8 protein-coding genes are annotated in these 13,624 nt (G+C 68.2%); 1 reads left to right on the plus strand and 7 read right to left on the minus strand.

Features of this window, described 5'->3' with window-relative positions; genetic code table 11:
* Positions 1-42: 42 nt before the first annotated feature.
* Positions 43-1,275, minus strand: coding sequence for an alginate export family protein (locus MUU77_RS16730; RefSeq protein WP_245089226.1), 1,233 nt, complete (start codon positions 1,273-1,275; stop codon positions 43-45).
* Between the two features lie 247 nt (positions 1,276-1,522).
* Complete coding sequence (locus MUU77_RS16735; protein WP_245089229.1) at positions 1,523-1,666, minus strand: hypothetical protein; 144 nt, start codon at positions 1,664-1,666, stop codon at positions 1,523-1,525.
* Between the two features lie 25 nt (positions 1,667-1,691).
* On the opposite strand from MUU77_RS16735, the gene MUU77_RS16740 reads away from it, so the two are divergent.
* Positions 1,692-3,659: a pyridoxal-dependent decarboxylase gene (locus MUU77_RS16740; protein ID WP_245089232.1), complete on the plus strand. Its 1,968-nt coding sequence runs from the start codon at positions 1,692-1,694 to the stop codon at positions 3,657-3,659.
* Positions 3,660-3,708: 49 nt separating this feature from the next.
* Here MUU77_RS16740 and MUU77_RS16745 read toward each other — a convergent pair whose 3' ends face one another.
* The 5 genes from MUU77_RS16745 to MUU77_RS16765 form a co-directional block, all read right to left on the minus strand.
* Positions 3,709-5,232, minus strand: a complete 1,524-nt coding sequence (locus tag MUU77_RS16745; protein ID WP_245089234.1) for a tryptophan halogenase family protein — start codon at positions 5,230-5,232, stop codon at positions 3,709-3,711.
* Between the two features lie 72 nt (positions 5,233-5,304).
* On the minus strand, positions 5,305-6,288 hold the full coding sequence (locus MUU77_RS16750) for a carbohydrate kinase (RefSeq protein WP_245089237.1): 984 nt from the start codon (positions 6,286-6,288) through the stop codon (positions 5,305-5,307).
* A gap of 174 nt (positions 6,289-6,462) precedes the next feature.
* A complete protein-coding gene (locus MUU77_RS16755; protein WP_245089240.1) occupies positions 6,463-7,602 on the minus strand; it encodes a LacI family DNA-binding transcriptional regulator in 1,140 nt (379 codons plus the stop codon).
* Positions 7,603-7,677: 75 nt separating this feature from the next.
* Positions 7,678-10,134, minus strand: coding sequence for a GH92 family glycosyl hydrolase (locus MUU77_RS16760; RefSeq protein ID WP_245089243.1), 2,457 nt, complete (start codon positions 10,132-10,134; stop codon positions 7,678-7,680).
* 151 nt (positions 10,135-10,285) lie between these two features.
* A complete protein-coding gene (locus tag MUU77_RS16765) occupies positions 10,286-13,387 on the minus strand; it encodes a TonB-dependent receptor (protein WP_245089246.1) in 3,102 nt (1,033 codons plus the stop codon).
* Positions 13,388-13,624 lie beyond the last annotated feature (237 nt).

Genomic DNA, 13,624 nt, shown 5'->3' on the forward strand with positions numbered 1-13,624 from the left:
CCGCTTGACCTGGATCAAGCCCGCGTCATTCGCCGCCGGGACTCAGCGCGTGTACTGCACCTGCAGCCAGAACTTGCGGGTATCCGTCGTGCCCGATCCGCGAGCGCTTTCATAAGCGGCGTATTTCAGCGTCGCCACCCACCCCGTTGCCGCAGGAATCGCCCGGCTGTACGCGGCGTCCCATTCGCTGCCGAAGCGTCGGCCGTCGCGGTCGCTGCGGAAATCGTGATAGGCCACCTGCAGCTTCCCGCCCGCGACCGGCCGGTTCGCCGTGACGTAGGCGTCGCGCAGGCCGTCCGCCGGGGTGGTGAGGAACACGTCGGCCCATCCCTGGAAGGCATGCTTGGTGGCCAGCGGCGTCTGGAATGCCCGGTTGCCCACGCCCGGTCCGCGCCCCGCACCCAGCACTTCCTGTCCCAGCGTCCACTGCGTGCCGGCCCATGGGTGGCCGGCTTCGATCAGCCGGTAACGGCTGTCCAGATGCCAGGGATTGCCAGCGAGCGAGGATTGCCATGCGTGTTCGAGCGTGTACGCGGTGCTGCCCAGCACGCCCTGCATCCGCACGCCGCTCGTCCTGCTGGACAGCGTTCCCAGCGGCGCCGTGGCGTTCACCGCGATGTTGTCCAGGCCAAGCCGGTAGTGGTAGGCCGCCACGGTCAAGGAGGGCCCGAAGACATGCCGGGTATTGACCAGATGGCTGTGGCCTTCGATGTCGGCCGGCGCTGTCCTGCCCGGCGTGGCGGGGCCATCGGGACCGAAGACGGTATCGATGTTGTCGATGTAGGCGTAGGTGAGCGTGGAGGCCGGCGTCGGCTTGAACTCGATCACACCGCCATCGTAGGTCTGTTCGTTCTGCCGCCAGCCCACGCCGCCCACGAAGCGCTGGTTGTCCAGGTTGATGCGCTGGCGGCCTGCCGTGACGCTTCCCTTGGCAAAGCGGCTCCTTGCCAGCAACTGGTTGACCGACGTGCCCTGCGGGTCGGCGACGGTGGCGTAGGCGCCCTGGCGATTACGCGTGTCGTTGTAGTGGTCCGCCCCCAGCGGACGCACGTCGTCGACCTCCAGGAGCCCGCTCAGGCCATGCCATGTCGCGGTCATGTAGCCGAGCCGCGTGCGCAGCGTGTGGGCGCTCGCGTTCTGCAAGGGGCCATCCTGCTCGACATGCTCGAAGCGATAGCGGGCGTCCAGGGTGAGGCGCCCTTCGCTCCCTTCCGCAGGGGTGGCGACGGCGGCCGCGGTGGCGGCCGAAAGCGCGACCAGCAACGCCGCGCGCATGACAAGCGGAGGCAGCGCGGGGCCTCCCTGTCCGCAACCTTCACGAAGCGGGAACGAGGAGCCCTCCGGCACGTGGACGCGCCGGACCGGAAGGGAAGAACGTTGCCTCTCGATATGCATGGTAGGGAGTGCTCGTGGTGAGTGCGGGAACAACGTCCGGGACCGTCGGGCGACGCGCGCCGGCGTCTTGCCGCCGACGGGTGTCGCGATGATTCATCGCAGCGCGTGGCCCTGGCCGCGCGGAAGACTAGTCATGCACGGCGGTGATGGTCTTGACCTGTGTCAACCGCATCGAAGGGCGCTGCTCCACCTGCGGCATGTCGTCGCGGGTCCGGCGGTAACGGTCGGACCCGCGTGTTGACCGCCGGTTGATCCAGATCAGAGAGGGCACGGCCAAAGCCGCCTAGGCTGCGGCCATGACACAGACTCCCCAAGCCTGGCCCGCGGCCCCTGTCCATGCGCAAGCGCAGGCGGACCGCCACATGCTGGCCGCCTGCTTCCTCGGGCCCTACGGCGAGAACGACACCCTGCTCGAGAAGCTGGTGGTGGAATTCCTGCGCGACCATGTGCACTGGCGGCGCAACTTCCATCCTGAAGACCCGCCGGCGATCCCCACCTCGGCGACGCTGCAGCCGCAGTACCAGGCCTTCGAGGCCAGGATGCGGCGCGAACTGCACCAACTGTCGGCCGCGCTCAAGCAATCGGTGCCCTTCCACAGCCCCCGCTACATCGGGCACATGGCCTCCGACCTCCTGCTGCCGGGCCTGGCGGCGCAGATCCTCGCCCTGCCCTACAACCCCAACAACGTCAGCGAGGACGCAGCGCCGATCACCGTGCAGCTGGAGGTCCAGGTGGGACTGCAGCTGGCCCGCATGCTGGGCTTTGTCGCGGATCCCTCACGGCCGGATTGTGCGTTCGGACACCTGACCTCGGGCGGCACCTTGGCGAACTATCAGGCCTTGCGCCTGGCGCTGGCACTGAAGGCGTTCCCCGTGGCGCTGCGTGCCGCAGGCGTGCCCGGCCTGGCACTGCCCGACGACGACTGGCAGGCCTTCAACCTGGGGCCTGCGGACGCGATCGCGCTGCTCGAGGCGTGGCGGCACTGGCTTTCCTGCCAGGACCACGATGAGCGGCAGCGCTGGCGCGCCGCGGTCGACGCGCAGCGCATCGAGCATCTGGGATTGACGAAGTTCTTCTCACGGCATCGCGACCTGCGCACGCCCTGCGTGCTGGCGCCGATCACCGCGCACTATTCGTGGAGCAAGGGGCTGAAGCTGCTGGGCCTGGGCCGCGACCAGCTCCGGCTGCTGCCGGTAGCGGGCATGCGCCTGGACCCGGCCGCGCTGCAACAGGAGCTCGAACGCTGCGAGTACGAACGGCAGCCGGTGCTGATGGCCGTTGCGGTACTGGGGAGCACCGAGTACGGCACGATCGATCCCGTCGACGAGGTGGTGGTGGCGCGCGAGCGCTCGCGCAGGCATGGGCTGGGCTTCAGTGTGCATGTGGACGCGGCGTGGGGAGGCTACCTGGCCACGCTGTTCCGCGAACCGGACGGCGCGCTCCGCGCCTTCGAGGACATCCGCCGGGAATACCGGGACTTTCCGCGTCCGGAAGTGCATGCCGCGTTCTCCGCGTTGTCCCAGGTCGACTCGGTCACCGTGGACCCGCACAAGCTGGGCTATCTGCCCTATGGCACCGGCGCCTTCGTCTGCCGCGACCACCGTGCGGTGGAACTGCTGTCCGAGCATGCGGACTACGTTTTCCGCGAAGGTGCCGCCGACGACTACATGAGCCGATACCGGCAACTCGGCCAGTACATCCCCGAGGGATCGAAATCGGGAGCTGCGGCCGCCGCCGTCTACGTCACCCATCGCGTCCTGCCCCTGGACCACGTCCACTTCGGCATCATGCCCCGGCAGACCGTGTTGGCCGCGGAGGCGTTCCTGGCCCGGGCGGAGCGCTTCACCCGGGAGATGGCCCCCCGCCTTGCCGCCGGCGTACCGTTTCCGCCCGACAGCAATCTGGTCTGCCTGGCGCTGAATCCGGCCGGCAACCGGGACATCCGCCAGGCCAACGCCTTCGTCCGCCAGCTCCACGACCGGCTGCGCTGCGACCCCTCGCAGCCACTGCAGGTCAAGCAGTTCTTCGCTTCCATCACCACCCTGCAGCGCGCCATGGTGGGGGAGCCGGAGATGCATCGGATCCTGGGGCAACTGGGCATCGATCCGGCCTCCATGCACGGTGGCAGCGATGCCGACCGGCTGGTGATACTGCGGCACACCCTGATGAATCCCTACCTGATCGATCAGGAGAACGGGATCAGCTACATCGATCTGTACTTCGACTACCTGAGCTCGCACCTGGGGAACGCATTGGACCGGTAGGGCGGCAGTACGTGCCCGATCCGGCCGCCGTCGGCCGGCGGGATGCGCGTCACGCCACCGGCGCCCGGCAGTGGCGGTCTATGAAATCCTGATGCCGGGGCATGGCCGCCACGCTGTCCGCGATCGATCGCTGCACGCGCGCGACATGTTCGACCAGGGCCTGTTCGGGCATGTCGTCGACGATGGGATGGTAGCCGGCCGGGACGATGCCCTGCCCCAGCATCACCTGCACCCAGCTCGGCAGTGCGAAGAACTCGTCGCCGGTGCGGAAATACCGCCCCCCGTTGCGGAACATGTCGATCTTCCGCTGCAGGGTGTCGGGGATCGACATGGTCCGGCAGTAGTCCCAGAACGCGCTGTCGTTCCGCCGGGTGGCGCAGTAGTGCAGGATCAGGAAGTCGCGCGTGCTTTCGTATTCGAACGCGGATTCCTCGTTGAACTGCCGCTCGAGCAAGGGGTCGAAACCACGGTCGGGGAACAGGCCCAGCAGCCGCTGGATGCCGGATTGGACCAGGTAGATGCTGGTCGATTCCAGCGGCTCCATGAAACCGCTGGCCAGGCCCAGGGCGACGACGTTCCTGTTCCACAGCTTCCTGCGCATGCCGGTGGTGAAGCGCAGCGGGCGCGGATCGGCGAGCGCACGTCCGTCGAGGTTGGCCAGCAGCGTGGCGGCGGCTTCGTCATCGCTGATGTGCTCGCTGGAGTACACGTAGCCGTTGCCGATCCGGCTCTGCAGGGGAATGCGCCATTGCCATCCCGCTGCGCGGGCGGTGGAGCGGGTGTACGGTGTCGGCGGGCCGGCCGTGGCGCACGGCACCGCCATGGCCCGGTTGCAGGGCAACCAGTGCGTCCAGTCGATGTAACCGGTCTGCAGCGTCTGTTCGATCAACAGGCCACGGAAACCGGAGCAGTCGATGAACAGGTCGCCGGCGACCTGTTCCCCGCTCTCCAGCACCACGGCTTCGATGAAGCCGTCTTCGCCGCGCTGCAGGGCATGGGTGATCTTGCCTTCGATGCGCTGCACGCCCCGCCGCTCGGCCAGCTCGCGCAGGTAGCCCGCGTACAGCCCCGCGTCGAAGTGATAGGCATAGGCGATGTCCGCCAGCGGCGAATCCGGCGGGACATTGCCCGGGCTGGACATGAACTTCCCCAGCGGCGCGGCCAGGGTGGGCAGCGAGTACTCGCCGATGGGCCGTGCGCGGCCGGCGTGGAAGAGCTTGAGCCAGAACTGGTGGAAAGGCAGCGGCCCGATGCCCTGGCCGATCCTGCCGAAGCCGTGGACGTAGGAATCGCCGATCTGGCCCCAGTCGTTGAACTGGATGCCGAGCTTGAAGGTGCCCTGGGTGCGGGCGACGAAATCGAACTCGTCGATGCCCAGCAGGCCGGCGTTGAACTGCTTCATGTAGGGGACGCTGGCCTCGCCCACGCCGACGATCCCGATCTCCTCGGATTCGACCAGGCGGATCGATGCCTGCCTGCCCAGGTAGGTGGCCAGCGCGGTCGCCGCCATCCAGCCCGCGCTGCCGCCGCCCACGACGACGATGGATCCGATGGGGTTGCCGGTAGCAGTCATGGTCGATCCTGTTCTTCGTGGCCGGGGTTGGCCCTGCGTCGTGACGACGTTGTCCCGCCAGGCGCGGGGCGGTCACGACAACAGCTGGTTGACCTCTTGCACGGTCGGCATGGCGGCGAACGCGCCCTTGCGCGTGACCGCCAATGCACCGACGGCGGCAGCGAAGCGCAGGGCAGCGGCGACATCGTCCTGGCGGGAAACGAAAGCGGCGATGCCTTCGCCAAGCCTGTCGTGCTGCGTCAGATGGAAGAGCAGCCCGCCGACGAACGCATCGCCGGCCGCGGTGGTATCCAGCGGGGTGACCCGGAACGTCTCCACCGTCCCGCTGGCCGCACGCGTATGCCAGGCGATGGGCCCGGCGCCGTCCGTCACGACCAGGAGTTGCGCCCGATGCTGCCAGAGGCGCTGCAGGACCGCTGCCTCGGTTCCCAGTGGTCGCGCCAGGTACTCCAGTTCCTCCCGCGACAGCTTCACCAGATCGGCCTCGGCCAGCGCCTGCCACAGCCGCGGCGTGGGGTCTTCGCCTTGCGGCCACAGGGCCGGGCGCAGGTTCATGTCGATGCTGACCGTGGCGCCGCCGGCGCGCGCGCGCCGCATGCCTTCGTAGGTGGCATCGGCGATGTCGGCACCGGTCAGGCTGTTCGAACAGACATGGAACACGCCCGTACCCTCGAAGCACGCCGGCTTGAAATGCGCGGCCCGGAACAGCAGGTCGGCGGCCGGCGGGCGGTAGAAGCTGAAACTGCGCTCGCCGTGTTCGTCCAGCGCCACGAACGCCAGCGCCGTCTTCGCCTCGCCGGTCCGCACGATGCAGTCCGTGGAGACGCCCACCGACGCCAGGCTGTCGAACAGGAAGTCGCCGAACATGTCCTCGCCCAGCATGCCGGCGAAGTGCACCTGGGCACCCAACCGGGCCGCCGCCACCGCCACGTTCGCCGGCGCACCGCCTGCGTACTGCAGGAAATTGCGCGGCGCTTCGGGCGATGCGGGGGGCTGGGCCAGCATGTCGATCAGGGCCTCGCCGAAGCAGACGATCTTGCGCGCCGGAGCACTCATGCGGACGCACCGCGCAGCAAAGCGCACGGCGCCGGCACGGGACCGGCGTGGCGGAGAAGGAGGGTGAATGGAGCGATGGGTTTCATGGCGAAGGAAGCATCAGAGGAGAGACGGGGTGCGGCCGTCGTCGCGCGGTAACGCAACAGGCCGATGCGACGAGGGGCGGCGACATGTTCATTTCAGCGCCGCTCCGCTGCTCTCGCGCACGCTCAGGGTGACCGGCGCGATGGTCCTGCGGGGCACGGCACCCTCGTCCATCTGCGCGAGCACCAGCTGCGCGGCCTGCCGCCCACGCTCGCGTGGGTTGGCGGCCAGGGTGGTCAGCGGCGGCGTGGTCACGGCCGCCTCGGGGATATCGTCGAAGCCGGTGACGGCGAAGCCCTTGCCCGGCTGGATGCCGCGCGCCAGCAGGCCCAGCATCAGGCCCAGCGCGACCGTGTCGTTGTAGCAGACGGCGGCGGTGGGCGGTGCCTGCTCGCCGAACAGCTCGCCCGTGCGCGCGGCCGCTTCCAGGCGGTTGGGCGCCGATTCGATCAGCCACGCCGGATCGACCGGCAGGCCCGCCCGCTTCATCGCCTGCGCATGGCCCGCGCGGCGCTGTCGGCAGGAACTGGAATCGGCATGTCCGCCGAAGAACGCGATGCGGCGATGGCCCAGGGCGATCAGGTGTTCGGTGGCCAGCTGCGCGCCATGCTGGTTGTCCAGTCCCAGGAAGCCCCAGTCGTCGGCGCCGGCGAGTTCGCGATTGAACAGCAGCACGTTCGCGCGCGCGTCCAGCACCTTGTGCAACTGGGCCGCATCGCTGCCCTCGGCAGGCGACAGGATCACGCCCGCCGGCGTGTGCTCCATCAGCGAGGCCAGCACGGCCTGCTGCCGCTCGGGCGACTCGCCCGTGCTGCCGAGCAGGGTCACGTAACCCTTCTCGCCCAGGGCCTCGTCCACGCCGGCCGCGAACTCGGCGAAGAACGGATTGGCCAGGTCGTTGATGACCAGCGCCACGCTGGACGACGTGCGCCGGCGCAGGTTGGCCGCGCCGCGGTTGTAGACGTAGCGTTGCCGCTTGAGTTCCGCTTCCACGCGGGCGCGCGTGTCGGCGTGGACCAGCGGACTGCCGCGCAGCACCAGCGATACGGTGGCGCGCGAGACGCCGATGGCGTTGGCGATATCGGTGACGGTCACCACCCGCTGCGGGTCGCGCGCGCGCGCCGCGGGCGCCGCCTTGCCGGCCTTGGCCCCGGAAGCGGCGCCGCCCCCCGCCTTCGCGGCCTTGGGCGTGCGCGCGGACCCTGCCCGGGGTGGGCGTTTCTGGCTCATATGGATCGATCCATTCCGACGATGCGCCCAGCGTAAACCATCATGCGGACTTGGATGCGCGGCGGGAGCATGGGCTCAACGACCGGCCCCCGACGAAGACGACGGCGCGGCGGCGCAGGGCGACACCGGCAGGTCCTGCGCCCGCGTGCCCCAGCCCTGCGGCTGCGGCGCATCGGCCAGGTCGAAGCGCAGGCGGCCGCCCTGTCGCAGGTGCTCCCAGTCCAGCCAGACGGCGGCATGCTCGCGGCCGTCCAGCGACACGCCGCGGATGTAGCGCGGCTTGCCGTCGCCGGCCTGCGGCGCCTCGATCCTCAGCGTGCGCCCCTGGCCCATGTCCACGTCGACACGCGGGAAGCGCGGCGCGTGCAGCACGAACTGCCCGGTCCCGGGCACCACCGGATACAGGCCCATCGCACTGAACAGGTACCACGCCGACATGGTGCCCAGGTCGTCGTTGCCCGTCACGCCGTTGGGCGCATTGGTGAACAGCTGCTGCGCGGCATGCAGCACCGTGGAGGTCTTCCACGGCTGGCCGATCAGCGTGTACATCCACGGCACGTGCAGGTCCGGTTCGTTGTTGGGGTTGTAGCGGAACTGGTTGTAGTAGCTGTAGGGCCCGACGACCCACTGCTTGCGCGCGGCGCCGGCCGGATCGGCCAGCAGCGCGTCGTACGCGAAGAAGTCGTCCAGGCGCCGCGCCGCTTCCTGCGGCCCGTGCATCGCCTCCACCAGGCCCGGCACGTCCTGCTGCGCCAGCCACTGGTACTGCCACGCCGTGCCCTCGTGGAAACCGTGGTGGGAACGCGGGCTGTACTGGCCATCGGACGGTGTGTACCACTGCCCATCCTCGGTACGCGGACGTGGAAAGCCGGCAAAGCCCGCCGCCTCGTCGCGAACCGATGCATCCCACAGCGTGCGCCAGTTGCGTCCGCGGCGCTTCAGCACGGCGGCATCGTCGTCATGCCCCAACGCCCCGGCCATCACCGAAAGCGAGCAGTCGGCCAGTGCGTATTCCAGGGTCGCCGAGCCGCCATGGTGGGGGTCCACGTCCATGCCCTTGGAGGGGAACGCACGGTCGTACTGGACGAAGCCCTGCGCCAGGTAGTTGGGATTGCCGGAACGGCCGGCATGGCGCGAGTTCAGGGGCGGCACGCCGAACGCATTCCTGCGCAGCGCCGCGTACGCTTCCGCCTCACGCCCCTGCAGCGCGCCGAAGCGCCACAGATCCACCAGGAACGGGGTGACCGGATCGCCGGTCATGATGTTGGTTTCGAAACTGGCGTACCCCCAGCGCGGCAGCCAGCCTCCCTGCTGGTCGATGGCCAGCAGCGAACGCGCGATGTCCATGGCCCGCTGCGGCCGCAACAGCGCGATCAGCTGGTTCTGCGAGCGGTAGGTGTCCCACAGCGAAAAGTATTCGTAGTAGGTCCATCCATCGGCGCGATGGACCAGATCGTCGTAGCCCCGGTAGCGGCCGTCGGCGTCGCTGCCGGTCAACGGCTGCAGTAGCGCGTGGTACAGCGCGGTGTAGAAGACCACGCGATCGTCGCGCCCGCCGCCGTGCACGCGCACGCTGGACAGTTCGGCGTCCCAGGCCCTCTGCGCACGCGCGCGCATCTGCTCGAAGCGGAGCAGCCTGCCCCCGGCCATGCCCTCGCTGCGCAGGTTGTTGCGCGCGCCTTCGGCGTCGACATGCGAGATCGCCGACACGGCGGTGACGCTGCGGTCGCGGCCCAGGTCGAAGGTCAGCCACGCACCGCTGGGCTTGCCTTCGCCCTCCATCACGTGACGCGAACCCGGCACGCCGCCGGCCTCGCCCCAGGTGCCGAACGCCTTGAACGGGCGATCGAACTCCAGGCGGAACCAGGTGGTGTACTGATGCCCACCGCAGAAGCTCTGGGTCACCAGCTTGCCTTCCACCGTGCGGTCGCCGACCACGGCCAGGCTGCTGCCGGTCACGGCGTGGCGTTCGTTGGCCTGGCCGATGTTGACCAGCACATGGCCTTCGCCCGTTGCGGTGAAGGTGTAACGCTCGGCCGCCGCGCGGGTCAGCGCGGTGGCTTCGGCATCTATCCCGCCGTAATCCGTCAGCCGCACCCTGTAGTAGCCGGCCTGCCCGCTTTCGCCGTCGTGGCGGTAGCGCGCGCCGTAGCGCTTGTGGTCGAACGCTTTCGGATCGGCCGTATCGAAATCGCCGCCGGGACCGATGCGGCCGGTCACCGGCAGCACCGAGACCTGCCCACCCTGCTCCCAGCATCCCGCGCCGGAAAGGAAGGAGTGGCCGAAGCCGCGGATCTGCGGATCGTCGTAGCGCCAGCCCGAGTAGTGGGAACCGATCGGACTGACCTGGATCATCCCGAACGGTGCGGAGGCGCCGGGGAACGTGTTGCCGTCATCCTTGCTGCCGATGAAGGTGTTGACCTCGGCACTCGGGCCCTGCGCGGCCGCCGTCGCCGGCACGGCGGCAGGGGCCGCCAGCGCGAACAGCAGCGGTACGGTGCGGAGCAGCGAAAGCGGGGTGGTCGGCTTCATGCGTTCCCGTCCTGTGGTTCGGCGCGCGCGGCATCCGGAAGCATCCCGCACGCAAGGAGAAAAGTGGCCCGGCCGTGGCCGGGCCGTCGGCCCCATGCCGCCCGTCGCCGGGCGGGAGAGAAAGCATGGGGCCGGAACACGCGGCGCGACCTCAGAACTTGTAGGTCAAGCCCAGGTAAGCCATGCGGCCCGCATACCCGTTGGTGTAGAAGCGGTCCTTGGTGTCGTTGCCCAGGTGCGAGCGCGTCTCTTCCTCGGTCAGGTTGAGCACCGACGCGCTGATGCTGAGGGCGGGCGTGATGTTGTAGGCCGCGTTCAGATCGATCTGGTAGTACGGCTCCTCATAGACGTTCAGCCCGTTGACCAGACCCTGCACCACTTCGCCGCGGCGGTTGTACGAGGCGCGCAGCAACAGGTCCTGCGTTTCGTAGAACACGGTGAAGTTGGTCTGGTTCTTCGCGCTGCCGGGCATCGACGTCTTGCCGACTTCGGTGCCGTCCTCCAGCGTCACGGCCGCCTTGCTGGCGTCGTTGTAGGTGTAGTTGAACTGGAAGCCCAGGCCGAAATCCAGCGTGTGCTGGGCATACAGTTCCACGCCCTGCGACACCGCATCCCGGCCGCCGGCCTGGGTGCTGTAGTTCTGCACGGTGACCATTTCGCCGCCGACGAGCATGTTCACGTCGGTGATCACGTTCACGGCGAAGTTCTGCACGTTCTTGCGGAACAGGCCCACGCCGGCGACCGAGCCCGGATGGAAGTACCACTCCAGGCCCAGGTCGAACTGGTCGGCCTGGTACGGCTCCAGTCCCTTGTTGCTGCCCGAACCGTACCAGCCCAGCTCGCCCGCGCCACCGGTCAGACGGCGGTCGTCGACGTATTCCTGGCTGTAGTACTCCAGGCTGCCCGGCGAGGCGATGTCGCCGTAGCTCGGACGCGACATCACCTTGGACGCGGCCGCGCGCAGCACCAGGTCATCGGTCAGGTCGTAGGCCAGGTTGAAGCTCGGCAGCACGTCGGTATAGGTGCGGTCGAGCGCGGCGACCTCGTACGATTCGGGCCGCGCCACCCGCTCGTGGAGCCTCCAGAAGCCCTCGCTGCCGCAATACGTGTCGGCGGGGGCGCCGGTCGGCATCGCGTCACCCTGCACGCAGGCCAGCGGGTTGCCATCGGCGCCGTCGAAGAAGTAGTCCTGGTAGGAGGTGATCTTGTCGGTCGAGTCGGCGTGCTGCCGGGTGCGCGCGATGCGCACGCCGACGTTGCCGCGCAGGCGGTCGGTGCGGAAGTTGGCCTGCAGGTAGGTGGAGTAGATCTTCTCGTCGACGTTGTAGACGAAATTCTCCTCCTCGCGGGTCTGCATGGCGCCGTAGGTGCTGTTGAGATAGGCGATGTAGCCGGGGAAGTTGATCGCCGGGTACGCGCTGGCGTTGATGCCGCCGGGCAGGTTGCCCAGCGAGGTGATCAGGCTCGGCGAGAACTGGGTGGCGACGCTGTTGCAGCGGCCGGCCCAGTAGCGGTTGTCGTAGTCGCCCGGGTCGGTGCCCGGGCACACCCAGTAGCTGTTGCCGGTACTGCGGTGGATGCCGCCGTCGCGGCCCTTGATGCCGAACTGCAGCGACTCGAACACATCGCCGTCGAAGTGCCAGGTGCCGTCGATCTGGGCGTACTTCTGGCGGGTGTCGTTGCGGGTCCAGGACGAGCCGGTCGAGCCCAGGTCGACCTGCAGGATGCCGTTCTGCAGGTTCTGCAGCAGCTCCGGCGAGAACGTCATCGTCGGCGTGCCGGTCAGGTCCCAGGCACTGGCGTAGTTGCCGTTGGTCCAGCTGCCGTCCGCATTCTGCAGGCGCGGCTTGATGGGCAGCGAGAACTGCAGCTCGGGGCCGCCCTTGGCCCAGGTGCGGCCGACCTTGAAGGACACGTCCAGCTTCTCGCCGCGCCACTCGCCGCCGAAGTCGGCGGTCTGCGAAAGCGACTTCTCGATGTTGTAGCTGCCGGTGATCTGCGGCGTCGGCACGGTGCAGTCGTCCGAACCCCAGCCGCCCGGGGCCATGCCGGCAGCGGCGGCCTCTTCCTCACTGCAGTAGTACGCCTTGCCCGGATGCAGGCTGTAGTTCGCGCCGGTGACGATGGTGCCGCTGGGGTCGAAGGTCAGCCCGTCCAGCAGGCGGCCGCCCCGCCAGTTGCCGTCGCCGTGGTAACGGGCGATGTTCCATTCCGGAACCTTCAGCGTATTGGTCTGCGAGTCCTGCGACAGGTCGAAGCGGAAGTAGTTCGCGGTCAGGGTCAGGTTGTCGGTCGGCTTGAACTGGAAGGTCAGCTGTCCGCCCTTGCGCTCGCGTTCTTCTTCCTTGACGTTGAAGTTGACCGACGTCGGCATCATGAAGCCGGTGTAGTAGTTGCCGTTCTGGTCCCAGAAGCCCGTGCCGCCCCACCAGTTGGAGTTGAAGTCCGAGGGCTTGCCGTTGACGTCGACCGCAGTGCCGCCCTCGTCGCGACCGTACCACTGCCAGCTTTCGGTGCTGGCCCCCATGGTGCGCGTGGTGCGCTTCTGCTGGGTATAGCCGACGAACACGCCGAACCGGTCTTCCTTGTCGTGCCAGGAATACGAGCCGGAGATCTGTCCATCGGTCTTCCTGGTGGTGTCCGACCAGGTGCCTTCGACATTGACGAAGCCGGAGTTGGGCTCCAGCTCGAGCGGACGGCGCGTGTGCAGGATCACCGTGCCGCCGATGCCGCCTTCGTCGATGCGCGCCTCCGGCGTCTTGAACAGCTCGGCGCTGCCCAGCATGTTCGACGGCAGCAGCGTGTAGTTGAAAGAACGGGTCGGGTCGCCGTTGGATTCGGCGCTGGCGATGTAGTTGCCGTTCAACTGGGTCAGGACCAGCTCCGAGGACAGGCCGCGGACGCTGACGTTCTTGCCTTCGCCGCCATCGCGGCTGATGAGCACGCCCGGCACGCGCTGCAGCGCATCGGCGACATTCTTGTCGGGGAACTTGCCGACGTCCTCCGCGGTGATGACTTCCACCACGGCGTTCGCGTTGCGCTTCTGCTCCAGGCTCTGCTCGATCGAGTAGCGGTAGCCCTTGACCGTCACCGTATCCAGGTCGGTGGCCTGCACCTGGGCCTGGTCCGGCGTGGCGGGCGCGCTGTCCGCCTGTTGTGCGAGCGCGTTAGCGGATGCGACGGTCGCGGACAACGCGATGGCGATCCCTACATACAGCGTGCTGCGAGTGCGTGCGTGTGGCGTGCATTTCATTTCAATCACCCTCTCCCAAGATTGATCGGCTGCTGACGCGATGGAATTTGTATCGATCTAAAATTCGCGAAAATAAAAACCTGTCACCACAGGACGGTCCGTGCGCCATGACGGCGCCCCAGGTTCCCTTCCTGGCCCCTCCCCTCCACGAAAGACCGGTTTAGATCGGTCTAATCCACGGAGCACATAATTAGCACAGCGGTTTCCGGGTTGCATGCTGCCGCGCAACAACCACGC

This window comes from Pseudoxanthomonas sp. F37 (assembly GCF_022965755.1).
Classification (GTDB): domain Bacteria; phylum Pseudomonadota; class Gammaproteobacteria; order Xanthomonadales; family Xanthomonadaceae; genus Pseudoxanthomonas_A.

Excerpts from the sequence above, each read along its gene's own strand:
- MUU77_RS16730 (WP_245089226.1), bottom strand. The coding sequence starts at position 1,275 with ATGCGCGCGGCGTTGCTGGTCGCGCTTTCGGCCGCCACCGCGGCCGCC.
- MUU77_RS16740 (WP_245089232.1), top strand. The coding sequence starts at position 1,692 with ATGACACAGACTCCCCAAGCCTGGCCCGCGGCCCCTGTCCATGCGCAA.
- MUU77_RS16745 (WP_245089234.1), bottom strand. The coding sequence starts at position 5,232 with ATGACTGCTACCGGCAACCCCATCGGATCCATCGTCGTCGTGGGCGGC.
- MUU77_RS16750 (WP_245089237.1), bottom strand. The coding sequence starts at position 6,288 with ATGAGTGCTCCGGCGCGCAAGATCGTCTGCTTCGGCGAGGCCCTGATC.
- MUU77_RS16755 (WP_245089240.1), bottom strand. The coding sequence starts at position 7,602 with ATGAGCCAGAAACGCCCACCCCGGGCAGGGTCCGCGCGCACGCCCAAG.
- MUU77_RS16760 (WP_245089243.1), bottom strand. The coding sequence starts at position 10,134 with ATGAAGCCGACCACCCCGCTTTCGCTGCTCCGCACCGTACCGCTGCTG.
- MUU77_RS16765 (WP_245089246.1), bottom strand. The coding sequence starts at position 13,387 with ATGAAATGCACGCCACACGCACGCACTCGCAGCACGCTGTATGTAGGG.